This window comes from Mycobacterium sp. AT1 (genome assembly GCF_002043095.1).
Classification (GTDB): Bacteria; Actinomycetota; Actinomycetes; order Mycobacteriales; family Mycobacteriaceae; genus Mycobacterium.
The window spans coordinates 62,424-85,786 of record NZ_MVOC01000018.1; the positions used below are offsets into that span (position 1 = coordinate 62,424).

Consider the following 23,363-nt stretch of genomic DNA (forward strand, 5'->3'; position numbering starts at 1 on the left):
CACCTTGGTCCGACGAGCCGCGCCGACCACGCCGCGACGGCGCGGCCCGATATTCTCGATTCAAATGTCAGACACCTCATTCACAGGGGCGAGCACGCGGCCCCCCGGCAAGCACCTGCCCACCCTGACCCAGCTGCAGTACCGGCTGGCCAGCGGCAAAGTCACCTCCGTCGACCTCACCGCCCGATCGCTGAAGGCCATCGAGGCCAGTCAATCCACGCTCAACGCCTTCCGCGTGGTCCTGACCGAGCAAGCCCTCGCCGACGCCGCCGCCGCCGACCGCAAACGCGCTGCGGGACAAGACCTCCCCCTCTTGGGCATCCCGATCGCGGTCAAGGACGACGTCGACGTCGCAGGCGTCCCGACCCGCTTCGGCACCTCGGGTGAGGTTGCACCGGCCAGGGCCGACGCCGAGGTCGTCCGTCGGTTGCGCGCCGCGGGCGCCGTCATCGTCGGGAAGACCAACACCTGCGAGCTCGGCCAGTGGCCGTTCACCAGCGGACCCGCGTTCGGACACACCCGCAATCCCTGGTCGGCCGAACACACCCCCGGCGGGTCGTCGGGCGGCAGCGCTGCCGCAGTGGCCGCGGGACTGGTCACCGCAGCCATCGGATCGGACGGCGCGGGCAGCGTGCGGATCCCGGCGGCCTGGACCCACCTGGTCGGCATCAAGCCTCAGCGCGGCCGCATTTCCACCTGGCCACTGCCCGAGGCGTTCAACGGGATCACCGTCAACGGCGTCCTGGCCCGCACCGTCGTCGACGCGGCCCTGGTGCTCGACGCGGCCTCGGGAAATGCCGAAGGAGACCTGCACAAGCCGGCGCCCGTCACCGCCGCCGAGTACGTCAGCCAGCCACCAGGACCGCTGACCGTGGCTATGTCGACGAAGTTTCCCTTCACCGGGTTCCGCGCGACCCTCCACCCCGAGATCCGGGCGGCGCTGGAGCGGATGGCCGAACAGCTCGAGCACCTCGGCCACACCGTGCGTGCCGCCGATCCCGACTACGGCCTTCGCACGTCGTGGAATTTCCTGTCCCGTTCGACCTCGGGACTGGTCGAGTGGGCGCACCGGCTCGGACCCGGGGTGACGTTCGACAAGCGCACCACCGCCAACATGCGGACGGGCCGGTTGTTGTCGGAGAACATCCTGCGCGACGCCCGCCGCCGCGAAGCGGAGTCGCAGCGTCGCATCGGCTGGATCTTCAACCTCGCCGACGTGGTCCTCGCCCCGACGACGGCTCTTCCTCCCCCGAGGGTGCACGACTTCGACGAGCGCGGCGGGCTGTCCACCGACCGCGCGATGATCCGCGCGTGCCCCGTGACGTGGCCGTGGAACCTTCTCGGGTGGCCGTCGGTCAACGTGCCCGCCGGGTTCACCTCGGACGGGCTGCCGATCGGCGTTCAGCTGATGGGACCCGAAGGCAGTGAACCGCTGCTGGTGTCGCTGGCCGCCGCACTCGAGGCGATCGGCGCGTGGCGGGCCGACCAGCCCGAGGTCTGGTGGGGCACGCCCGACAGTTAGAAGCCAAGCCGTCCAAGCTGTTTCGGATCGCGCTGCCAGTTCTTCGCGATCTTCACGCGCAGGTCCAGATACACCTTGGTGCCGAGCAGCGTCTCGATCTGGTGGCGAGCAGCCGTGCCGACCTCGCGCAGGCGAGCCCCGCCCTTGCCGATGACGATGCCCTTCTGCGAGTCCCGTTCGACGTAGAGGATGGCGTGCACGTCAATGAGGTCGTCTCGCCCTTCGCGTTGTTCCACCTCGTCGATCACCACGGCCAGCGAGTGCGGCAGCTCGTCGCGGACACCCTCGAGCGCGGCTTCGCGGATCAGCTCGGCCATGAGGACTTCCTCCGGCTCGTCGGTCAGCTCCCCGTCCGGGTAGAACGCCGGGCCGGGGGGCAGCTGCTTGGCGAGCACCCCGGTGAGGAGGTCGACCTGCTCCCCCGTGATGGCCGAGACGGGCACGATCTCGGCCGTGCCGCCGGTCAGCTCACTGACGGCAAGGAGCTGTGCGGCGACCTTCTCCTTGGAGACCTTGTCGATCTTCGTCACTAGGACCGTCAACGTGGTCCGCGGCGCGACCGCCCTGATCTGCTCGTAGATCCACCGGTCGCCAGGCCCGATGGCCTCGTCGGCGGGGATGCAGAGACCAATGACGTCGACTTGCGAGTAGGTGGCCTTCACCAGTTCGTTGAGGCGCTCACCCAGCAGGGTCCGCGGCCGGTGCAGTCCAGGGGTGTCGACGAGGATGATCTGAAAGTCGGGACGGTGCACGATGCCGCGGATGGTGTGCCGCGTGGTCTGTGGGCGGTTGGACGTGATCGCGACCTTGGTGCCCACCAGGGCGTTGGTCAGCGTCGACTTGCCGGTGTTCGGCCGGCCGACGAAACAGACGAAGCCGGAGCGGAATTCGCTCATTGGTCTTCTTCTTCCTGCTCAGTGGGTTTGACGAGGACGGTGCCGATGCGCACCCGGCCTCGGTGGTCACGACCACCTTCGGCTCGCAGGCGCAGCGCGTCCCACGTCACCTCGACGCCAGGCAACGGCACGCGGCCCAGTTCGTGGGCCAGCAAGCCGCCGACGGTGTCGACGTCGAGGTCGTCGTCGAGGTCCAGCTCGTAGAGTTCGGCCAGATCCTCGAGCGGCAGCCGAGCGCTGACGCGAAAGTGCTTGTCACCAAGGTCTTCGACGGGTGCGACCTCGTCGGTGTCGTATTCGTCGGCGATCTCCCCGACGATCTCTTCGAGCACGTCCTCGATGGTGACCAGCCCGGCAATTGCCCCGTATTCGTCGACCAACAACGCCATGTGGTTGCGGTCCTTCTGCATCTCACGCAGCAGCGCGTCCAGCGGCTTCGAGTCGGGGACGAACACCGGCGGGCGCATCACCTCGCCGACCCGGGTGTCGATGCCGCCGTTGCTGTAGTAGGTCTGCTCGACGAGGTCCTTCAGGAAGACGACTCCGACGATGTCGTCGACGTTCTCGCCGACCACGGGTAGCCGAGAGTGCCCGCTGCGCACCGCAAGTGAGGTCGCCTGGCCGGCGGTCTTGTCCGATTCGATCCACACCATCTCGGTGCGGGGCACCATCACCTCGCGGGCGACGGTGTCACCGAGATCGAAGACCGACTGGATCATTCTGCGCTCGTCGTCGGCGACGATGCCCCGCTGCTGGGCGAGGTCGACCACTTCGCGCAGTTCGATTTCCGAAGCGAACGGACCGTTGCGGAAGCCGACGCCGGGGGTCAGCGCATTGCCGATCAGCACCAGTAGGCGGCTGATCGGGGTCAACAGCACCGAGATCGCTTGCAGCGGAATGGCTGCGCCAAGCGCGATGCTGTACGCGTGCTGCCTGCCGAGGGTCCGCGGCCCGACGCCGATGGCGACGAAGCTGACCACGACCATGATGGCCGCGGCCGCGAGCAGACCCCACTTCAGGCCGAGATCTTCGTATAGGAACGCAACGAGCAGGACGGTCGCCGCCGTTTCGCACGTAATGCGTAGCAGGACGATGAGATTGATGTACCGCGGACGGTCGTCGGTGAGGCGGGCCAGTCGCGCGGCGCCGGGACGTTCGTCGCGGACCATTTCGTCGATCCTGGCGATCGACACCGTGCTGATGGCGGCGTCCACCGCGGCGAACACACCACCGAGTGCGATGAGCGCGAGCGCACCGATCAGAGAGGCGAATGCGCTCACGGTTGGTCGAAGAACTGCGACTTGTCCAACAACCTGCGGTCCTTTTCGCTCTGTTGGTCTTGGTGGTAGGCGGCGACCTGGTCGGCCACCCACTCCTCGAGGAGTTCACGCTGCAGGGCGAACATTTCCTTCTCCTCGTCGGGTTCGGCGTGGTCGTACCCGAGCAGGTGCAGCACCCCGTGCACCGTCAGCAGCGCGAGTTCCTGACCAAGTGAATGTCCGGCCTTCTCAGCCTGTTTGGCGGCGAACTCGGGACACAGCACGATGTCGCCGAGCATCGACGGACCGGGCTCCGGGGCGTCGGGACGACCACCCGGCTCCAGCTCGTCCATCGGGAAGCTCATGACGTCGGTCGGCCCAGGCAAGTCCATCCACCGCATGTGCAGGTCGGCCATCGCGGGGGTGTCGAGCAGAACCATGGACAGTTCGGCACCGGGGTTGACGTCCATCTTGGCGATGACGAACCTTGCGACGCTTACCAACTCGTTCTCGGCGACGTCGATGCCGGACTCGTTGGAGACCTCGATGCTCATCGGCGCTGCCTACCCGTGCCAGACCGACGATCGGCCCTGTTGCCCGTGGGAGCTTCGGATTTGGCGTAGGCGTCCACGATCTCGGATACCAACCGGTGTCGGACGACGTCGGCGCTGGTGAGTTCGGAGAAGTGGATGTCGTCGATGTGGTCGAGGATTTCCATCGCGGCGGTGAGCCCGGACTTGGCGCCGTGCAGGTCGACCTGCGTGGAGTCGCCGGTGACGACGATCTTCGACCCGAAGCCCAGCCGGGTCAGGAACATCTTCATCTGCTCCGGCGTGGTGTTCTGTGCCTCGTCGAGGATGATGAACGCGTCGTTCAGCGACCGGCCGCGCATGTACGCCAAGGGCGCAACCTCGATCACGCCGGCGCTCATCAGCTTTGGGATTAGTTCCGCATCCATCATGTCGTGAAGCGCGTCGTACAACGGTCGCAGGTAGGGGTCGATCTTCTCGCTCAGCGTGCCGGGCAGGAAGCCGAGGCGTTCGCCGGCCTCCACCGCGGGGCGGGTGAGGATGATGCGCGAAACCTGCTTGGTCTGAAGGGCGTTGACCGCCTTGGCCATCGCCAGGTAGGTCTTGCCGGTACCAGCGGGACCGATGCCGAACACGATGGTGTGGGCGTCGATCGCGTCGACGTAGCGCTTCTGGTTGAGCGTCTTGGGCCGAATCGTCTTGCCACGCCTCGACAGGATGTCGAGGGTCAAGACGTCGGCGGGTGACTCGTTGCCGACGCCGGTGATCATGCCGACGCTCGTCCGCACGGCTTCGGGGGTCAGCGTCTGCCCGCCGGCCACCACGGCGATCAACTCGGTCATGACCCGCTCGGCGAGGGCGACGTCGGCCGACTCACCGGACAGGGTCACGGCGTTGCCGCGCACGTGGATGTCGGCGGTCAGCAGGCGTTCCAGCGCGCGCAGGTTTTCGTCGGCGGAACCGAGCAGCCCCACCACCAAGTCGGGCGGAACACTTATGTTGCTTCGCACGGTGCTGTCCGAGGCTGTGCTGTTGACAGCGGCGGTCGTCTCGCGGGGCGTCACGTGGTGTTCTGTGCCTGCTTTCCGTGCTCAGGGCTATGGCTGTCTGCTGTGAAGAGCTTACCGCTGGTCACCACATCGACCCAAAGAAGAAGGGGCACCCATGCGGGGTGCCCCTTCCTCGAGGTGGTGCCGTGTCAGCGGCTCTGCTGCACGGTGTTGTCGGCGTGCGCGATGTTGACCGCCGGAAGCACCGACTTGACCCTCCGGTCGTGGTCGACACCCGCCGAATAGCCCGGCATTTCCAGCACCGGCAGTGTTTCGGCGGATGCGGTCGCTTGCATCGGAGCCGCTACCCCAAGAATGCCTGCAGCAAATGCGCTGGCAACGAGGGTGGCAAGTCCGATCTTCTTTGTGTTCTTCATTTCTTCTTTCGTGCCCTCTGTGGTTGCGTCGACCGGCGGTGGAGCCATCCAACCGGTCTGCTTTGACGAACGCACTGATCAGACGTTTAATTCCGGCTGCGCGAAATCCCGGCCGGATGCCAGAGATCAAGGTCACAAATGCCAGCGCGGCGTCAGAACGCCGAGTGCGCCAAGCGCCACCGCGGCCGCCGATGTGGTCCGCAGCACACTCGGGCCCAGCCGAACGGCGGTGGCTCCAGCGTCGGTCAGCACCCGCAGTTCGTCGTCGCCGATGCCGCCCTCGGGACCGATCAGCAACATCAACGAGTCGACGTCGCCGAGCCCCATCGCCGCCAAAGGGACGGTGGCGGACTCGTGCAACACGAGCACGGACGTGAAGTCCGCGACCGCGCGCACGTGGGCGGTGAGCTCCTTCGTCGACATCAGCGACGTCACGGGCGGGACGTGGGGACGGCGCGACTGCCTGGCTGCGGACCTGGCCACCGCCTGCCAGCGGCGGAGCCCCTTCTCCACCTTTGCGGACCCGTCCCAGCGGGCCACGCAGCGGTCCGACTGCCAGGCCACGAAGGCGTCGGCGCCGGCTTCAGTGGCGAGTTCGACCGCCAACTCCGAGCGATCGGACTTCGGCAGTGCCTGCACGACGGTGACCCCTGGCGACGACGGCGGGACGACGCGCCTGCTCAACACGCGGGCCGTCAGGCTGCCCTTCCCGACGCCGTCGACCACCACGTGGGCGACCGTGCCTGCGCCGTCACCGAGGTCGAGTTCTTCGCCGACGCGGATGCGCCGCACCGACGCGGCATGGAAGCCCTCGTCACCGTCGACCACGACGACGTCACCGACATCGGGGACCGCCTCCACGTAGAACAGCGCGCGACTCACGGCGCTTGCGCTACCGGCCGGTGAAGGTCTCGCGCAGCCGGCTGAACAGCCCGCCCCCTGCGGGCGCCGCCTGCGTGGACTTCACCTCGGCCACGTCCCGAACCCGGTGCTCCTTGAGCTTCTGGAGCAACTCGGTGTCCTGCTGGTCGAGGCGGGTTGGCACGAGCACGTCGACGTGGGCGTGCAGGTTTCCGCGGACGCCGGACCGCACGTTGGGCATCCCGCGGCCGCGCAGCGTCGTGACGGCTCCCGGCTGTGTGCCTGGTGCGACGACGATGTCGGTGTCGCCGTCGAGAATCGCGTCGACCGTGACCGTGGTACCCAGTGCCGCGTCGACCATCGGCACCGACACGCTGAAGTGCAGATCGTCACCGTCACGGATGAAGACGTCGTGCGGCGCTTCGTGGACCTCGACGTGCAGGTCGCCCGCGGGTCCGCCGCCGGGACCGACCTCGCCCTGGGCGGCCAGTCTCACCCGCATGCCGTCGCCGACGCCGGGCGGGATCTTGACGGCGATGTCACGCCTCGCCCGCACCCGACCGTCGCCGCCACAGCGGTGACACGGGTCGGGGATGACCTCGCCGACGCCCGCGCACACGGGGCACGGACGCGACGTCATGACCTGACCAAGCAGGGAACGCTGCACGGACTGCACCTCGCCCTGGCCGTGGCAGGTGTCGCAGGTGGCCGGCTTGGAGTCACCGTGGGTGCCCTTGCCGTGGCACACGTCGCACAGGATGGCGGTGTCCACGGTGACGTGCTTGGTGACGCCGGTCGCGCACTCGGCCAAGTCCAGCCGCATCCGCAGCAGTGAATCCGATCCCGGGCGCACCCGGCCGACTGGTCCGCGACCTCCGCCGCCACCGCCGAAGAACGCCTCGAAGACGTCGCCGAGCCCACCGAAACCGGCGCCGGAGAACCCGTTGCCGAAGCCGTTGCCCGCGCCCGCGCTCTCCATCGGATCGCCACCGAGGTCGACGATGCGGCGCTTCTCCGGGTCGCTCAGCACCTCGTAGGCGACGCCGATCTCCCTGAACTGCGCCTGCGCGGCCTCATCGGGGTTGACGTCGGGATGCAACTCGCGCGCAAGCTTGCGATACGCGCGCTTGATCTCCGAGTCGCTCGCGCCCTTGCTCACCCCGAGCAGGCCGTAATAATCGCGTGCCACGCCAAACCCTTCTTCGCTTCGTGAAGCTGCAGTTGCCGTCTGTCCCAAGGCCCTTAGCGGGCACCCAGGACTTCACCTATATAAAGAGCAACCGCGGCGACGTTGGAGATGGTTCCCGGATAGTCCATCCGAGTGGGACCCACCACACCCATCCCACCGAAGACCTTGCCCGAGCTGCCGTACGTGGTGCTCACCACGGACGTTCCAGCCATCTGCTCGGCCGCGGTCTCGTGTCCGATGCGCACCGTCACCTTACCGGCCTCCTCCTGGGCGGCCAGCAATCGCAGCACAACCACCTGCTCCTCCAGTGCCTCAAGCACCGAACGCAGCGATCCGCCGAAGTCGGCGGTGTTTCGCGTGAGGTTGGCCGTGCCGCCGAGCAGCAAACGCTCCTCGGAGTGCTCGACGAGGGTTTCGACCAGCACGGTCGCCGCCCGACCGACCGCGTCCCCGAGGACGCCGTGGCCGACGAGCTGCGACGCCAGATCCGAGACGGCGACCGAAGCGGTCGTGATCGGCTTGCCCTCCAGCGCCTGCCCCAGCCGCTCCCGCAGCGCGGAGAGCTGCACGTCGTCGATGGCGTCGCCGAGTTCAACGATCCGCTGGTCGACGCGACCCGAGTCGGTGATCACGACCAGCAGCAGCCGGGCCGGCGTCAGCGCGACGACCTCCAGGTGGCGGACCGTCGACGTCGACAGGGTCGGGTACTGCACGATCGCGACTTGCCTGGTCAGCTGGGCGAGCAGTTTGACGGCCCGACGCAGGACGTCGTCGAGGTCGACGCCGGACTCGAGGAACGTCAGGATGGCGCGACGCTCCGCCGACGACATCGGCTTGACGTCGTCGAGGCGGTCGACGAACTCGCGGTAGCCCTTCTCGGTGGGCACCCGGCCCGAGCTGGTGTGCGGCTGGGCGATGTACCCCTCGGCCTCGAGGACGGCCATGTCGTTGCGCACGGTGGCACTCGATACGCCGAGATTGTGGCGTTCGACGAGGCTCTTGGATCCGATCGGCTCCTTCGTTGAAACGAAGTCGGCGACGATGGCGCGCAACACTTCGAAGCGGCGGTCATCGGCAGTACCCATGGTTCACCTCCTGGTCGTCGTCATTTTACGTCGGCCAACAGCGCTGACGCGCCGCGGCGCCTGACGGGGCGGGCGGTTAGCCTCAACACATGCTTTCCAGGACCGGCCGATGATCTTCAAGGGCGTCCGTGACGGCAAGCCATATCCGGAGCACAGCCTGACCTATCGGCAGTGGGCGCAGATACCGCCTCGGCAGATACGCCTCGACGAACTGGTGACCACCACCACGGTGCTGGAGTTGGACCGGCTGCTGTCGGAGGACTCCACGTTCTACGGCGACCTCTTCCCGCATGCCGTGCGCTGGGAGGGCGTCATCTATCTCGAAGACGGCGTGCACCAGGCCGTGCGGGCGGCGCTGCGGAACAGGCCCGTGCTGCACGCGCGGGTCTACGACATGGACCTTCCGCTGGACCAGCAGACCTAGCCGACCGACGCGCTACGCCAGCAATTCCCGCACCACCGCGTCGGCCAGCAGCCGACCGCGATCGGTCAGCACCATGGCCTCGCCCCGATCGAGCAGCAGCCCGGTTCGACACAGTTCGGCGGCCCGCGACCGCTCCCCCGCGTCGAGCAACGTCACCGGCAGCCCGTCGCGAAGCCGAACCGTCAGCATGACGTCCTCGGTGTGCCGCTCCGTGGCACTCAACTCCTCACGCCCACCCACCGGCAGTTCTCGACGAGCGAGCATGTCCGCATAGGCGTTGGGGTGCTTGACGTTCCACCACCGCGCGCCGTCGGTGTAGCCGTGCGCACCCGGTCCAGCGCCCCACCACTCGCCGCCGTCCCAGTAGCCGAGATTGTGTCGGCACTCCCCACCGGGCTGGCTCCAGTTCGACACCTCGTACCAGTCGAAGCCCGCCGCCGAGAGCCGCGCGTCGAGCAGTTCGTAGCGCGTGGCGAGGACGTCGTCGTCCGGTGCGGGCAACTCGCCGCGACGCACCCGACGCGCCAGCGCGGTGCCCTCCTCGACGACAAGCGCGTACGCCGAGACGTGGTCGACGCCTGCCCCGATCGCCGCGTCGACCGAGCGGGCCAAGTCGTCGTCACTCTCGCCAGGGGTGCCGTAGATGAGATCCAGGTTGACGTGCTCGAATCCCGCCGCGCGGGCGTCGGCGGCGGCGGTCAGCGCACGGCCCGGCGAGTGCACCCGATCTAGGGCGGCGAGCACGTGGGGGGCCGTCGACTGCATGCCGAGCGACAGCCGGGTGAAGCCGGAATCGCGAAGGCGCGCAAGCAGTTCCGGCGTCGTCGACTCCGGGTTGGCCTCGGTCGTGACCTCGGCGCCTGCGGCGAGCGTGAAGTTCGCGCGCACCGCGTCAAGCACCGACGCGAGTCGCTCGCCGCCGAGCATCGTCGGGGTGCCGCCGCCGACGAACACCGTCGCCACCTCGGGGACGGCGTCCCGCGAAGCCAGCGACTCTGCCGCGAGTTCGAGTTCGACCTTCATCGCCTGGAGCCAGCCGTCGGGGTTCGCGCCGCCCAGTTCGGCGGGTGTGTAGGTGTTGAAGTCGCAGTAGCCGCAACGGGTCGCGCAGAACGGAACGTGGACGTAGATGCCGAACGGCCGAGCGTGGGGTCCGTTCATGGCTCCAGTGTTCCAGAGCGTGATTCCAGAGCCGATTTTTGCTCGTGGTGAGCGCAAGATTTGACCGGTTGCGGCAGATACCGTTCGTCGTGGCAGAATGTCAGGCATGACTGCTGCCCAGACCTCGACCACCGGCGTTCCGCTGGTGGTCCGGCGGCATGTCGACTTCAAGCGCGTATGCACCTGTTGCTGTCTGCCTTGACGACGTAGACCTGTCCACCTGTAACTTCAGCTGGCCGCCGGATCTGCGCCGCCGGACAGCCACCGGTGACGACGCACGATTCCTACGCTGGCACCCTCGAGAGGGGCCATCACATGACCCAGGCCGACTCCAAGCCCGTTGCCGCAGCAAAGCCCGCCAAACGCCCGAAGGGCGAGGGCCAGTGGGCGCTCGGATATCGCGAGCCGCTCAACGCCAACGAGCAGGCCAAGAAGGACGACAACCCGCTCAACGTGCGCGCCCGGATCGAGAACATCTACGCCAAGGGCGGCTTCGAGAGCATCGACAAGGGCGACCTGCGCGGACGATTCCGCTGGTGGGGGCTCTACACGCAGCGCAAGCCCGGGTATGACGGCACCTGGACCGGTGACGACAACACCGACATGCTCGAAGACGAGTTCTTCATGCTGCGGGTCCGGTCCGACGGCGGCGCGCTGACGGCGGCGGCACTGCGCACCCTCGGTGGCATCTCCACCGAGTTCGCCCGTGACACCGCCGACCTCTCCGATCGCCAGAACGTTCAGTACCACTGGATCCGGGTCGAGGACATGCCGGAGATCTGGCGCAGGCTCGACGAGGTCGGTCTTCAGACCACCGAGGCGTGCGGCGACTGCCCGCGCGTCGTGCTCGGCTCGCCGCTGGCAGGTGAGTCACTCGACGAGGTCATCGACGGCACGCCCGCCATCCACGAGATCACCAAGCGGTACATCGGCAAGCCCGAGTACTCGAACCTGCCGCGCAAGTTCAAGACCGCGATCTCGGGCCTTCAGGACGTCGTCCACGAGATCAACGACGTCGCGTTCGTCGGCGTCGTCCACCCCGAGCACGGCCCAGGCTTCGACCTGTGGGTCGGCGGCGGATTGTCGACCAACCCGATGCTGGGTCAGCGGGTCGGCGCGTGGGTGCCGCTCGACGAGGTTCCCGACGTGTGGGAGGCCGTCGTCAGCGTGTTCCGCGACTACGGCTACCGCCGCCTGCGCGCGAAGGCCCGGCTGAAGTTCCTGATCAAGGACTGGGGCATCCCGAGGTTCCGGGAAGTCTTGGAGACCGAATACCTCAAGCGCCCCCTCGTCGACGGGCCTGCGCCGACGCCGGTGCCCCGACCGATCGACCACGTCGGCGTGCAGCGTCTGAAGAACGGCCTCAACGCCGTTGGCGTCGCCCCGATCGCGGGCCGCGTGTCGGGCACCATCCTGAGCAAGGTCGCCGACCTCGCCGAGGCAGCCGGTTCCGATCGCATCCGGTTCACCCCGTATCAGAAGCTGGTCATCCTCGACGTGCCCGACGACAAACTCGACGCGCTCCGCGACGGGTTGGATGCGCTTGGGCTGCCGTCGAAGCCGTCGCATTGGCGGCGAAACCTGATGGCCTGCACGGGAATCGAGTTTTGCAAGCTGTCGTTCGCCGAGACGCGCAGCCGGTCGCAGCAGTTGGCCCCCGAGCTCGAGGCCCGCCTCGAGGACATCAACGCCCAGCTCGACGTTCCCGTGACGATCAACATCAACGGGTGCCCGAACTCGTGCGCCCGTATTCAGGTGGCGGACATCGGCTTCAAGGGCCAGATGGTGGACGACGGAAACGGGCCGGAGGAGGGCTTCCAGGTTCACCTGGGCGGCAGCCTCGGCCTGGACAGCGCGTTCGGCCGCAAGCTTCGCCAGCACAAGGTGACCAGCACGGAGCTGGGCGACTACATCGAGCGGGTCGTCCGCAACTTCGTGAAACAAAGGGAGGACGGCGAGCGTTTTGCAACGTGGGCCGTACGGGCCGACGAAGCGGATTTGAGGTAGCAGTCGATGACCGACGTGATGACAGAGAGCAACCTGATCGCACTCGCCGAGCGCGGCGCTGCCGAACTCGACGGCGCGAGCGCCGAAGAGCTGCTGGCGTGGACGGACGAGAACTTCGGCGGTGAATACGTCGTCGCCTCGAACATGCAGGATGCCGTTCTGGTGGCGATGGCGGCCAAGGTGCGCCCGGGGGTCGACGTGTTGTTCCTCGACACCGGCTATCACTTCGCGGAGACCATCGGCACCAGAGACGCCGTCGAGGCCGTCTACGGCGTGAACGTGGTCAACGTCACACCCGAGCACAGCGTCGCCGAGCAGGACGAGCTTCTCGGCAAGGACTTGTTTGCCAGCGACCCGGCGGCGTGCTGCCGGATGCGAAAGGTGGAGCCGCTCGGCAAGGCCCTGAAGGGCTATTCGGCCTGGGTCACCGGCATTCGGCGGGTCGAGGCGCCGACGCGCGCCAACGCACCGCTCATCAGTTACGACAAGGCCTTTGGGTTGGTGAAGATCAATCCGATCGCGGCCTGGTCGGACGACGAGATGCAGGCCTACATCGACGCGAACGACATCTTGGTCAACCCGCTCGTGTTCGAGGGCTACCCGTCCATCGGGTGCGCACCGTGCACGGCGAAGCCCGTCGAGGGTGCCGATCCTCGCAGCGGACGCTGGGCCGGTCTGTCGAAGACGGAGTGCGGGCTGCACGCCTCGTGACGGCTGACCCCGCCCTGATCCTGGCCGCCCACGGCAGCGCGGATCCGCGTTCGCCGCAGGTGGCGCAGGCGCTGGCCGGGAGGATTCGTCGGTTGCGTCCTGGCCTCGACGTGCACGCGGCGTTCCTGGAGACGTCGGCGCCGTTCGTCGGCGACGTGCTCACCAATCTCGCCCGCCGTGGGGAGTCGGCCGTCGTGGTTCCGATGCTCTTGGCCAGCGCTCATCACGCCAGGGTCGACCTGCCCGCCGTGATCGAGCAGTCAGGCGCCGAGGTTCGGGTGGCCGAGGCGCTCGGCGAAGATCCTGCACTCGTCACGTTGCTCGGGCAACGCCTGGCCGCCGCGGGAGCCCCGGCCGACCGACGCGACGTGGGTGTCGTAGTGGTGGCGGTCGGCACGTCGAACGACGCCGCCAATGCACGCACGTCGACGCTGGCCGCTGCCCTCTGTTCGAGAACGCGTTGGGCAGGGGTGGAGGTGGCGTTCGCCACCGGCCCGCATCCCACCGTCGCCGAGGCCGCGATCCGCCTTCGGAGTCGCGGCGCACGACACCTCGTCATCGCACCGTGGTTCCTCGCTCACGGGCGCATCACCGACCGGGTCGCGGCATCGGCCGCCGAACTCGGCATCCCGATGGCGGAGCCGCTTGGTTCACACAACCTGGTGGCCGCCGCGCTGCTCGACCGGTTCGACGACGTCTGCCTCGCGCGCGTCGCTGCGTGACCCGGCAACGCATCCTCGAGATGAGCTCGATGCGGCGTCAGGTTGCCGGCCGCAAACTCCGGTTTGCCGTCGCCTCGCCTCAGCGGTGCTCCTTCGGCTCCCCCCGTGATGAGCACCGGCCTGCGCCGACTCGGCGATTCGTACTGGATTTGCTCAACTCGTGGCATTATATTGACGACGGCGTCCAGCCGCCCACGACCCCGCAAACGGTCGTCGGATCGCAATTCGGGGATTGGATTGGGATAGAACATGAATACAGATCGTTTCACTCGTCGCCTGGCGTTGGTCATCGGTGGCGGTGCGATCATCACGATGGGTGCACTGACCGCTTGCTCTAGCAGCAGCGAGACGCCCGCACCCAGCAGCACGACGACGACGACCACCGCGCCGTCAGTCACCCCGACGGAGAAGAGCCTGACCCCGGGTGGGGCCAACAGCTTCTCTCCGCCGGTGAAGGCACCGCCGGCTCCCACGGGCGAGCCCGGCACCCATCGCAGCGGCAGCAGTTCCTAACTCCGGTCGTTCGAGGTTGATTCGACATTCTGCAGGGACGTCACCTGGTGACGTCCCTGCAGATTTGTTCTCGGTGACCGGGAGTCCCTGATGTTCGATCGACGTACAGCCGTGCGTGTGGTCGGGTGCTCGCTGGCCACGTCGTTGGTGGCTGGAGTGGCCGTGCTGATCTCGGATCACCGATCCGATTCCTCGCCGACACCGGCGGTCACCATCGCCGGGCCGTACGCGAACCTCCTGGCCAGTTCCACCGATCTCGGTCCGTCCCAACTGGACCACGCTCAACTCACCGTCGGCCTTCGCGGCCCGACCCGTCCCGACCCGCTGCTTCGGTGGGCGGAGACCAAGGGACTCGACGTCCGCTGGCAGCCGGGCGAGGACTGGGCCATCGTCGAGGGCGCTCCGCCCGTCGTAGCCGAGGCATTCGACGTTCCCGTGCACGACTATCGCGGCATGCAGGGACAGGTCTTCTACGCCTCGCCCCAGCAGCCCGAAGTACCTGCCGCCGTTCGCAACACGGTCAGCGACCTCGGGCGCATCCTCGGATACACGCCGCACCGCGAGGCGCGCCCCGACCACATTCCGCTCGACGTTCCCGGCCAAGGGCTGACGCCGACCGCGCTGCTGACCGCATACAACGCCAATCCCCTCACCGAAGCCGGCATTACGGGCAAGGGGCAGACCATCGTCTTCTTCGCCTTCAGCGGGTACGACCAGGGCGACCTCGACGACTTCGCGGAGATGTCGGGACTCCCACCGCTGAAGCCCGTCCTCGTCGGTGGCCAGCCTAGCGAGTCACGCGCCGAGACGGTGATGGATCTCGAAGTGGCACATGCGATTGCGCCCGACGCGAGGATGGTCGTTGTCAACGCCCGTCCCACCTTGGAGGGCGGCCGCACCTACGAACGCATCGCGGAGATGTTCGACGCGACCAACAAGCAGTTCCCCGGCGCCGTGTGGAGCCTGTCCATCGGGTGGGGTTGCGACGCGCTGATCACCGCGACGGATCTCAAGCCGGTGCAGTCGGCATTGGAACGCGCCCACCGCAACGGCACCTCGGCCTTCGACGCCAGCGGCGACACCGGAGGGCTCGAGTGCAAGGGGGGCGAGAACTGGTCGTCCCCACCGGGCCCCGACGACGTTGGGCTGGACGCGGTTTCGTCCCTGCCGGGCATGACGTCGGTGGGTGGCACCACGTTGTCCACCGACGAGAACGGCCAATGGCTGGCCGAACAGGCCTGGATCGACTCTCCCCTGTCCCAGGGCACCAGTGGTGGTGTGTCCAAGCTCTTTCCGAGGCCCACGTGGCAGCGCAGGCTGTCCATCGAGCGCGATTCCGGCAAGAAGCAGCGGCGGCTGACACCCGACGTGTCCGCGCTCGCCGATCCGTTCACGGGCATCCGGATCAGATTCGACCAGCAGGACCTCGTCGGTGCGGGCACCTCGCAGGCGGCCCCGGTGTGGGCCGGTCTCACCGCGCTGATGAACCAGTACCTGCTGGCCAACGGCGGGCAGCGACTGGGTGACGTCAACCCGCTGCTGTACCGGGTGGCGGCGGGCGCGAACGCGCCGGGCTTTCGTGACGTCACGCTCGGCGGCAGCGCGGTCGACGTCGCCGTTCCCGGCTACGACTTGGCGACCGGGCTCGGCAGTCCGAACGTGGCACAGCTCGCCCGCGACTTCCTCGACATCCAGAAGGGGATGGCGCCTCGATGACGACGATGACGTGTCGCATCTGCGCCGTCATCGTTCCGACGGGCGAATTCTGCGGTAACTGCGGGGCGACGGCAACGCCGCGCCGAGGTGACGGAACGCCGTGGCTCCGGCTGTCGGCCTACGCGGCGGCACCGGGTGAGCACGTGCTGCGCCCCGCGGTGATCAGCACGATGTTCCCCGCGCTGCCAAGGCATTCCAGGATGGCCTTTGGCGTGGGCCTGATCGGAGTCATGGCGTTGCTGGTGGGCACCGCCCTGCCGATGTGGGTGGCCGCGCTGATCGGGGTCGTCGGCGCCGGGCTGCCAGCGTTGCTCCTGGCCTACCTCAAGGGGTGCGACGCCGTCAGGGGCACGTCGACGAGCACGCTGCTGGTGACCGCCCTGCTCAGCATCGTCGGTGGAGTGGCCTGGAGCATCGCGACCGACGCGGCGGCGGCACGGGTGGACGACGACGCACTGGGTCTGCCGGCAAGCACGCTCGACCTCCTGGTGACCTGCCTCGCGATTCCGGTGGGCTTCTTGTTCCTTCTGCTGGCCCCGTTGCTCGTCGTGCGGGCATGGCGCCCGGGCACTCGAGAGCCGTTGCGCGGAATGACGATTGGGGCCTTCGGCGCGGTCTGCTTCGTGACCGCAGGCAGCATGACCTCCTTGGTGCCGGAGCTGCTCGGCGGCCCGATCGACACCGACGGCCAGTCCGCTGCCGACTTGGTGACAGGGGGCTTGATCCAGGGTGTGGCGGTACCGCTGACCGCGGCGGCGGTCGCGGGCGCGGTTGGCGCCACCCTGTGGTTCGTGCCGCGGCGGGACACCGGACACACACCCCGGTGGTATGCGTTGACCTCTCCCCTTCCCTCGGTGGCGTTCGGACTGGTCGCCTATCTGGGTTTGGGTGTGCTGGACTTCCTCTCGCCGCCGAGCGCTGTGGAGACGGTGGTCTACGCACTCCTGACGGTGGTGGCTCTCTACGTACTTCGCATTGTCGGGCATTGCACGTTGCTGCACTCGGAACCTGAAGACACCGAGCCCGACGCCGTGGTGTTGTGTCCCGAATGCGAGCACGTCGTCGCGGATCTGCCGTTCTGCCCTCGCTGTGGGCTAGCGGGCCCCGCCCCGGCGAAGTCGACGCCACCGGCGCGGCTGCTGCTGATCGTGGGCGCCGTCGTGATCCTGGTGGCAGCGGGCGCGGTCGCACTGTCGGTCTGGTTCACACCGTCCGAGGCCCTGGTGGTGTGCCCGCCCGACTGCGGCACCCCGCCGATCAGCAAACCGGTGTCCACCAACCCGCGGTTCACCTCCGAGGACGGCCAATTCTCGGTGTCCTATCCGGGGCCGGAAACCGCATACGACGCCACCTTCGAACCGAACGGGGTGGTGCTGGACCTGCTCGCCGGCGACGGTGGCACCCTGCGCCTGTTCGGACAGCCGGCCAACGGGCAGACGCCACGCCAGATCGCGGACGACCTGCTGCGGGAGCACTATCCGGATGCGACGTTCGACTACGAGATCCCCAACGCCTTCGTCGGATACCAACTCGGCTACGGCGAGGTCGCCGACGACTACCCCGCCGACGCGATCGGCGACGACGACCGCAACCGGGTGCTCATCATGGTTGGCGTGAAGAACGACTACGCGTTGGTCGCCGCGGCGGCCGGTCCGTTCCGGGAGTTCAGCCCCGAATTCGGTTCCGGCCACCCGTCGGGGGCGAACTTCTTCCTTGCCTTGGACATGGCGAAGTACGTCAACAGCTTTACGTGGCGGGGAGACCCGCCGCGCTGAGGTCGGCGGCGGGCAGTTCGGTGCCGCCGGGGACCGGTGGCACGCGGGTCGCCCGCACGTAGACCGTGTCGCCCTCCTTCAGGCCCAACGCCTCGGCGTCGCCGCGGGTGATCTGCGCGGTGAACGACGAATTGTCCGCTGCGCTGGTGAGTTCGACGCGAACCTCGAAGCCCAGCCACACGATTCGGTCGATCACGGCGCGGATGACGCCGGTCGAGGAGACGCTTCCGTCTGTCTGTGCCAGGGCCATGTCGGGATTGCGACCCACCCGGATGTCGTGAGGACGCACCAGCGTGCCGTTCAGCGACGACACGGCACCGAGGAACGACATCACGAACCCGTTGACGGGGCTGTCGTAAACCTCTGTGGGAGTGCCAATCTGCTCGATGCGACCCTTGTTGAGCACGGCGATGCGGTCCGCCACGTCGAGCGCCTCAGCCTGATCGTGGGTCACCAACACGGTGGTGACGTGCACCTCGTCGTGCAGCCTGCGCAACCAGGCCCGCAGATCCTCGCGCACCTTGGCGTCCAACGCCCCGAAGGGTTCGTCGAGCAACAGCACCTCGGGGTCGACGGCAAGGGCGCGGGCCAGCGCCATGCGTTGGCGTTGGCCACCGGAGAGCTGGCTGGGGTAGCGACTCTGGAACCCGGCGAGCCCGACGATCTCGAGGAGGCTGTCGACCTTGTCCTTGATCTCTGCCTTCGGCATCTTGCGGATCTTCGGCCCGAACGCCACGTTGTCCCGCACGGTGAGGTGCTTGAACGCCGCATAGTGCTGGAAGACGAAACCGATCCCCCGCCGCTGCGGCGGCACCCCGGTGACGTCGCGCCCCTTGATGGTGATGGTGCCGGTGTCCGGCTGGTCCAGACCCGCGATCGCGCGCAGCAGGGTCGACTTCCCAGAACCACTGGGGCCCAGCAGTGCGGTCAACGATCCCTCTGGGACGTCGAAGTCGATGTCGTCGAGGGCGACGAAGTCGCCGTAGCGCTTGTTGGCGCCGCGCACGGTGATGGCGTTGTGCTGATCGGAACTCATGGGATCTCCTACCCGAAAGCCTATTTCACCGCCCGGGCACGCCGGGCGTCGAGGACCACTTGAATGATCAGTACGAAGACCGCGACCGTCATCAGCAGCGTCGACACGGCGTAGGCGCCGTACTCCTGCCCACGGCTGTACCGGTCGGAGACGAGCAGCGTCAGGGTCTGGGAGGTACCGGGGAGGTTGGACGACACCATGATGACGGCGCCGTACTCGCCGAGGGTGCGGGCGACGGTCAGCACGATGCCGTATGTCAGACCCCACCTGATCGACGGCAGGGTGATGCGCCAAAACGTCTGCCACCACTGAGAACCCAGCGTGGACGCCGCTTCCTCCTGGTCGGTGCCGAGCTCGTGCAGGAGAGGTTCGACCTCGCGGATGACGAACGGCAGAGTGACGAAGATGCTGGCGAGGACGATGCCGGGCAGCCCAAAGATGATCTTGAAGCCGAGGTCGTTCTCGACGAACCCCAACGCACCCCCCGCCCCCCACAGCAGGATCAGGGCGACGCCCACCACCACCGGCGAGACCGCGAACGGCAGGTCGATGACGGCCTGCAACGCACTCTTGCCGCGAAACCTGTTGCGCGCCAGCACCAGCGCTGTCGGCACTCCGAAGACCACGTTCAGCGGGACCACGATCGCGACGACCAGCAACGAGAGCTGCAGCGCCGAGATCGCAGCGGGAGTGCTGATCGAGGCGAAGAAGGTGCCGATCCCCGGGCTGAAGGTGCGCCACAGGATCAGCCCGACGGGCACGACCACCAGGATCAGGATGTACGCCAACGCCAGGTAGCGGATGAGATAGCGCACCGGGCGCGACAGGATCACGAGGCCAACTCTTCGCGTTTCGCCGCGCGCGACCCGACGGCCCTCAGCACGAACAACACCACGAACGAGGCAGCGAGCAGCACGATGGAGATTGCCGCGGCCCCCGTGCGGTCGTCGTTCTCGATGAGGGTGCGGATCCACTGCGACGACACCTCGGTCTCGCCGGGGATCGCGCCACCGATGAGCACCACCGATCCAAATTCACCGATCGCCCGGGAGAAGGCCAGGCCAGCACCCGACAGCAGCGACGGCAGCAGGGCGGGGAGGATCACTCGGACGAAGATCGTCCAATTGTTGGCACCGAGCGATGCCGCTGCCTCCTCCACTTCGCGGTCGAGCTCCAGCAGGACGGGTTGGACGGAGCGGACCACGAACGGCAGCGTGACGAAGAGCAGTGCGATGCCGATGCCCCATCTGGTCTGCTGCAGGTGCAGTCCGACGGGGCTGTTCGGGCCATACAGGGCCAGCATGACGAGGCTCGCCACGATGGTCGGCAACGCGAACGGCAGGTCGATTATCGCGTCGACCAACCGCTTCCCGGGAAAGTCGTCGCGCGTCAGCACCCAGGCGACCAGCAAACCGAAGACCAGGTTCACCGCGGTGACGCCGACCGACACCGACAACGTCACCTTGTAGGACTCCAGCGCAGCGTTGGACGTCGCCGCGTCCACGAAGGCCGACCACCCTCCGCCCACCGCCTGCCAGAGGATCGCGGCCAGCGGCAAAAGGACGATGACGCTGAGCCACAGCGTCGCTGCCCCAACGCGCAGCGACGTCGTGCCCCTGGCCCGACGCAGACGACCCGGGGCCGCGGGAGTCGGCGCGAGCCCAGCCGTCATCCGGTCGCCTGCTTGTAGATCTTGGTGATGGTGCCGTTGTCCTTGTCGAACAGCGCGGGATCGACCGTGGACCAACCACCCAGGTCGGCGATGGTCCACAGCTTCTGCGGGGCCGGGAAGTCGGCGGTGAACTCGGCGGCAACGGCCGGATCGACCGGGCGGAAACCGGCCTGCGCCCAAAGCTTCTGAGCTTCCGGGGTGTAGAGGTAGTTGTTCAGAGCGGTGGCCTGCTCGACGTGCTGTGACGTCGTCACGACCGCAACCGGGTTCTCGATCTTGAAGGTCTGCGGCGGGGTGACGTGCTCGACCGGCTTGCCCTGGCGCTCGACGTTGATGGCCTCGTCCTCATAGGCCAGCAGCACGTCGCCGCTGCCCTGAATGAAGAGGTCGGTGGCCTCGCGACCCGAGCCGGGACGTGCCTTCACGTGCTCGGTCACCAGCTTGTTGACGAAGTCGAGACCGGCCTGCGGGTTCTGGCCACCATTGCTGGCGAATGCGTACGGCGCCAACAGGTTCCACTTGGCCGAACCGGAGCTCAGCGGGCTGGGGGTGACGACCTCGACGCCGGGCTTCAGTAAGTCGTTCCAGTCCTTGATGCCCTTCGGGTTGCCCTTGCGGACGAGGAAGGTCACCACGGAGCCGAAGGGAATGCCCTTGGTAGCACTCGTGTTCCAGTCCTTGGCCACCTTGTCGGCCTTGACCAACCGGGTGACGTCGGGTTCGACGGAGAAGTTGACGATGTCGGCAGGCTTCCCGTCGACGACGCCCCGCGACTGATCGCCGGAGGCGCCGTAGGACGCGGTGACCGCGACGCCCTTGCCCTCCGGCGTGGCCGCGAAGGCGGGGATGACCTTGCTCCAGCCTGGTTCCGGTACGGCGTAGGCGACCAGTGTCAGCGTCGTGTCCGCGGCGGGACCTGCGGAGTCGCCGACGACGTCGCTCGCGCCCCCACCGCACGCGGCGAGCAGGGAGGCCGTGACTGCGAGGGCGCCGGCAGCGGTCAGCGACCGAATCGACTTCGGGGTGAACACGGGCATGAAGTGGGGCCTTTCATCGGGCGACTCATGGGTTCCGGTAACCGCCACGACGGAAAGAAGACGTATCAGTGCTCAGGCATGAAGACTGCCGCGACCGACACCAAACCGCGCAACGGAATGGGGGTCAGCGACAACAGTGCACATCGGCGACAGCGCAGTTGCCCACGGCGATGAGGGCCAGGACATGGCCGTCGTCGCTGCTGGACAGTGCGTGCATGGCGCGAAGCGTAACAGACCCGATAAACGTGCCGTTACCTGGCGAACAGCCACATCACGACGACGAGGGCCAGCAGCGCCACCAGCACCAATGTGACCCTCGAGCGAGGCATCCCGGTCATGACGGATCCTCGTCGGCGTGCTTGGCGCGCTGCAACAAACGGATGCCGTTGCCCAGCGCTCCGTCGAGCAACACGGCCACCGAATATGCCAACACCAGCACCACGGGCATCACCACCACCGTCTGTGCCACGAAACCGAGACCGGAAAGCCACAGTTCGACCCCGTCCCACCAACTCAGGATGCCCGTCATCGAGTCCACCCTACGATCAAGGAGTGAATGGACCCCATTCCACGACCTGTGTCATCGCCGGCGGCGGTCCGGCCGGCATGATGCTGGGCCTGTTGTTGGCCCGCGGCGGCGTCGACGTCACGGTCATGGAGAAGCATGCCGACTTCCTTCGCGACTTCCGCGGCGACACCGTGCATGCGAGCACGTTGCGGCTGCTGGACGACCTCGGGTTGGGCGGCGACTTCCAGAAACTCACTCATCGGGTGATCGAGAGCATCGGCATGTCGGTGCAAGGCGTGCCGGTCGACATCGATCTGCGCCGCATCCCGGGATCGCACAAGCACATCGCGCTGGTGCCGCAGTGGGACTTCCTCGAACTGCTGGCGACCGCAGCGCAGAAGGAACCGTCGTTTCGGCTGCTCCGCAGCACCGAGGTGCTCGAACCCCTCCGTGAGAGCGGAGTCGGCGTGGTCGGCGTCCGCTACCGCGGCCCGGACGGGCAGATCGGCGAGATGCGGGCCGACCTGACGGTGGCGTGCGACGGCCGGGGCTCGGCGCTTCGTACGGCAATGGGATTGCGCCCCAAGACCTTCGGCACACCGATGGACGTGTGGTGGTTCCGGCTGCCGCGCACCGCGGGCGACCCGCCCGGGCTGGAGGGCGTGCTGACGTCGGGCCACGCGATGATCGTCATCGACCGTGGTGACTACTACCAGTGCGCCTACATCATCCCGAAGGGCGCCGACTCGCAGTTGCGCGCCGAGGGCATCGAGTCGCTGCAGCGCACGGTTGCCGGGTTGGTGCCCGCGCTGGCGGATCGCGTCGGCGAGCTGACGTCCTTCGACGACGTCAAACTGCTCGACGTCCAGCTCAACCGGCTGCGACGGTGGTACTCCGACGGCCTGCTGCTGATCGGCGACGCGGCCCATGCGATGTCGCCGGTCGGCGGCGTCGGCATCAACTTGGCGGTGGCAGACGCGGTCGCGGCGGCGCGCGCGCTGGCCGTGCCGCTGCGCACGGGCCGCGTCCCCACCAGGGATCTGGCTCGCATCCAGGCCAGGCGATGGGTTCCGACGGCACTCATCCAAGGCATGCAGCGGGTGATCCACGCGCGGGTCATCGCGGCGGCGGTTTCCGGCAGCGGCCCGGCAGCGCCACCCCTGGCAGTCCGCGTCGTCAGCCGCGTCCCGTTCCTACGCAGTGTGGCGGGATATGCCGTGGCGATTGGGCCGCTTCCCGAGCGGGCGCCCGCCTATGCCAGGCGGCCGGAGCCGCACGAGTAGACGCCGAAGGCCCGGTCAGTCGATGATGTC

The 23,363-nt window shown here is 67.6% G+C and carries 24 protein-coding genes and 1 pseudogene; 10 read left to right on the forward strand and 15 right to left on the reverse strand.

The window, feature by feature from the left end; genetic code table 11:
• The first annotated feature begins 64 nt into the window (after nucleotides 1–64).
• A complete protein-coding gene (locus B1790_RS09915) occupies nucleotides 65–1,522 on the forward strand; it encodes an amidase (protein ID WP_079923041.1) in 1,458 nt (485 codons plus the stop codon).
• On the opposite strand, the gene era is transcribed toward B1790_RS09915, so the two are convergent.
• The 8 genes from era to hrcA all read right to left on the reverse strand — a co-directional run bounded on the left by era (nucleotide 1,519) and on the right by hrcA (nucleotide 8,768).
• Nucleotides 1,519–2,418 (reverse strand): GTPase Era, encoded by a 900-nt coding sequence (gene era, locus B1790_RS09920; RefSeq protein WP_079923042.1) that lies wholly within the window; start codon nucleotides 2,416–2,418, stop codon nucleotides 1,519–1,521. The genes B1790_RS09915 and era overlap by 4 nt on opposite strands.
• The gene (locus B1790_RS09925) at nucleotides 2,415–3,698 is read right to left on the reverse strand and encodes a hemolysin family protein (protein WP_079923043.1); all 1,284 of its coding nucleotides are present in this window, start codon (nucleotides 3,696–3,698) and stop codon (nucleotides 2,415–2,417) included. The genes era and B1790_RS09925 overlap by 4 nt, the downstream gene beginning before the upstream one ends.
• Nucleotides 3,695–4,231 carry an rRNA maturation RNase YbeY gene (gene ybeY / locus B1790_RS09930; RefSeq protein WP_056554505.1) on the reverse strand — a complete coding sequence of 179 codons (537 nt, stop codon included), beginning with the start codon at nucleotides 4,229–4,231 and terminating at the stop codon, nucleotides 3,695–3,697. The genes B1790_RS09925 and ybeY overlap by 4 nt, the downstream gene beginning before the upstream one ends.
• Entirely contained in the window at nucleotides 4,228–5,271 is a 1,044-nt protein-coding gene (locus B1790_RS09935; RefSeq protein ID WP_079923044.1) for a PhoH family protein, read from the reverse strand. The genes ybeY and B1790_RS09935 overlap by 4 nt, the downstream gene beginning before the upstream one ends.
• A gap of 134 nt (nucleotides 5,272–5,405) precedes the next feature.
• On the reverse strand, nucleotides 5,406–5,708 hold the full coding sequence (locus B1790_RS09940; RefSeq protein WP_233165041.1) for a hypothetical protein: 303 nt from the start codon (nucleotides 5,706–5,708) through the stop codon (nucleotides 5,406–5,408).
• 57 nt (nucleotides 5,709–5,765) lie between these two features.
• Nucleotides 5,766–6,515, reverse strand: a complete 750-nt coding sequence (locus B1790_RS09945; RefSeq protein ID WP_079923045.1) for a 16S rRNA (uracil(1498)-N(3))-methyltransferase — start codon at nucleotides 6,513–6,515, stop codon at nucleotides 5,766–5,768.
• Between the two features lie 10 nt (nucleotides 6,516–6,525).
• Nucleotides 6,526–7,683, reverse strand: coding sequence for a molecular chaperone DnaJ (gene dnaJ, locus B1790_RS09950; protein WP_079923046.1), 1,158 nt, complete (start codon nucleotides 7,681–7,683; stop codon nucleotides 6,526–6,528).
• Between the two features lie 53 nt (nucleotides 7,684–7,736).
• Nucleotides 7,737–8,768, reverse strand: a complete 1,032-nt coding sequence (hrcA, locus tag B1790_RS09955) for a heat-inducible transcriptional repressor HrcA (protein WP_056554518.1) — start codon at nucleotides 8,766–8,768, stop codon at nucleotides 7,737–7,739.
• 109 nt (nucleotides 8,769–8,877) lie between these two features.
• Between hrcA and B1790_RS09960 the strand changes: the two genes are divergently transcribed.
• Nucleotides 8,878–9,192, forward strand: a complete 315-nt coding sequence (locus tag B1790_RS09960) for a type II toxin-antitoxin system VapB family antitoxin (RefSeq protein ID WP_056554520.1) — start codon at nucleotides 8,878–8,880, stop codon at nucleotides 9,190–9,192.
• A 12-nt stretch (nucleotides 9,193–9,204) separates the two neighbouring features.
• Here the strand turns inward: B1790_RS09960 and hemW are convergent, their stop codons facing one another.
• Nucleotides 9,205–10,353 carry a radical SAM family heme chaperone HemW gene (gene hemW / locus B1790_RS09965; protein ID WP_079923047.1) on the reverse strand — a complete coding sequence of 383 codons (1,149 nt, stop codon included), beginning with the start codon at nucleotides 10,351–10,353 and terminating at the stop codon, nucleotides 9,205–9,207.
• A 106-nt stretch (nucleotides 10,354–10,459) separates the two neighbouring features.
• Here hemW and B1790_RS35825 point away from each other — a divergent pair, with 106 nt between their 5' ends.
• The 7 genes from B1790_RS35825 to B1790_RS09995 all read left to right on the forward strand — a co-directional run bounded on the left by B1790_RS35825 (nucleotide 10,460) and on the right by B1790_RS09995 (nucleotide 17,797).
• Complete coding sequence (locus B1790_RS35825) at nucleotides 10,460–10,555, forward strand: Ms4527A family Cys-rich leader peptide (protein WP_369832324.1); 96 nt, start codon at nucleotides 10,460–10,462, stop codon at nucleotides 10,553–10,555.
• Nucleotides 10,556–10,668: 113 nt separating this feature from the next.
• The gene (locus B1790_RS09970) at nucleotides 10,669–12,360 is read left to right on the forward strand and encodes a nitrite/sulfite reductase (RefSeq protein ID WP_079923048.1); all 1,692 of its coding nucleotides are present in this window, start codon (nucleotides 10,669–10,671) and stop codon (nucleotides 12,358–12,360) included.
• Between the two features lie 6 nt (nucleotides 12,361–12,366).
• Nucleotides 12,367–13,071, forward strand: a complete 705-nt coding sequence (locus B1790_RS09975; RefSeq protein ID WP_079923049.1) for a phosphoadenylyl-sulfate reductase — start codon at nucleotides 12,367–12,369, stop codon at nucleotides 13,069–13,071.
• A complete protein-coding gene (locus B1790_RS09980; protein ID WP_233165042.1) occupies nucleotides 13,068–13,793 on the forward strand; it encodes a sirohydrochlorin chelatase in 726 nt (241 codons plus the stop codon). The genes B1790_RS09975 and B1790_RS09980 overlap by 4 nt, the downstream gene beginning before the upstream one ends.
• 249 nt (nucleotides 13,794–14,042) lie before the next feature.
• Nucleotides 14,043–14,306, forward strand: a complete 264-nt coding sequence (locus B1790_RS09985; protein WP_079923051.1) for a hypothetical protein — start codon at nucleotides 14,043–14,045, stop codon at nucleotides 14,304–14,306.
• Nucleotides 14,307–14,396: 90 nt separating this feature from the next.
• On the forward strand, nucleotides 14,397–16,022 hold the full coding sequence (locus B1790_RS09990) for a S53 family peptidase (protein ID WP_079923052.1): 1,626 nt from the start codon (nucleotides 14,397–14,399) through the stop codon (nucleotides 16,020–16,022).
• Nucleotides 16,019–17,797: a hypothetical protein gene (locus B1790_RS09995; protein WP_079923053.1), complete on the forward strand. Its 1,779-nt coding sequence runs from the start codon at nucleotides 16,019–16,021 to the stop codon at nucleotides 17,795–17,797. The genes B1790_RS09990 and B1790_RS09995 overlap by 4 nt, the downstream gene beginning before the upstream one ends.
• Here the strand turns inward: B1790_RS09995 and B1790_RS10000 are convergent.
• The 6 genes and pseudogenes from B1790_RS10000 to B1790_RS34240 all read right to left on the reverse strand — a co-directional run bounded on the left by B1790_RS10000 (nucleotide 17,769) and on the right by B1790_RS34240 (nucleotide 22,071).
• A complete protein-coding gene (locus B1790_RS10000) occupies nucleotides 17,769–18,833 on the reverse strand; it encodes a sulfate/molybdate ABC transporter ATP-binding protein (protein WP_079923054.1) in 1,065 nt (354 codons plus the stop codon). The two genes, B1790_RS09995 and B1790_RS10000, sit on opposite strands and share 29 nt — an antisense overlap.
• A 20-nt stretch (nucleotides 18,834–18,853) precedes the next feature.
• Nucleotides 18,854–19,666, reverse strand: a complete 813-nt coding sequence (gene cysW, locus B1790_RS10005; protein WP_079923055.1) for a sulfate ABC transporter permease subunit CysW — start codon at nucleotides 19,664–19,666, stop codon at nucleotides 18,854–18,856.
• Nucleotides 19,663–20,498 (reverse strand): annotated as a pseudogene (gene cysT / locus B1790_RS10010) (sulfate ABC transporter permease subunit CysT). Before cysT ends, cysW begins: the two are co-directional and overlap by 4 nt.
• Nucleotides 20,499–20,501: 3 nt before the next feature.
• On the reverse strand, nucleotides 20,502–21,542 hold the full coding sequence (locus B1790_RS10015; RefSeq protein WP_079923057.1) for a sulfate ABC transporter substrate-binding protein: 1,041 nt from the start codon (nucleotides 21,540–21,542) through the stop codon (nucleotides 20,502–20,504).
• Nucleotides 21,543–21,666: 124 nt separating this feature from the next.
• A complete protein-coding gene (locus B1790_RS35830) occupies nucleotides 21,667–21,759 on the reverse strand; it encodes an Ms4533A family Cys-rich leader peptide (RefSeq protein ID WP_369832325.1) in 93 nt (30 codons plus the stop codon).
• A gap of 117 nt (nucleotides 21,760–21,876) precedes the next feature.
• A complete protein-coding gene (locus tag B1790_RS34240; RefSeq protein ID WP_142271218.1) occupies nucleotides 21,877–22,071 on the reverse strand; it encodes a hypothetical protein in 195 nt (64 codons plus the stop codon).
• 77 nt (nucleotides 22,072–22,148) lie between these two features.
• Here B1790_RS34240 and B1790_RS10020 point away from each other — a divergent pair, with 77 nt between their 5' ends.
• Nucleotides 22,149–23,333: an FAD-dependent oxidoreductase gene (locus B1790_RS10020; protein ID WP_233165047.1), complete on the forward strand. Its 1,185-nt coding sequence runs from the start codon at nucleotides 22,149–22,151 to the stop codon at nucleotides 23,331–23,333.
• Nucleotides 23,334–23,363 lie beyond the last annotated feature (30 nt).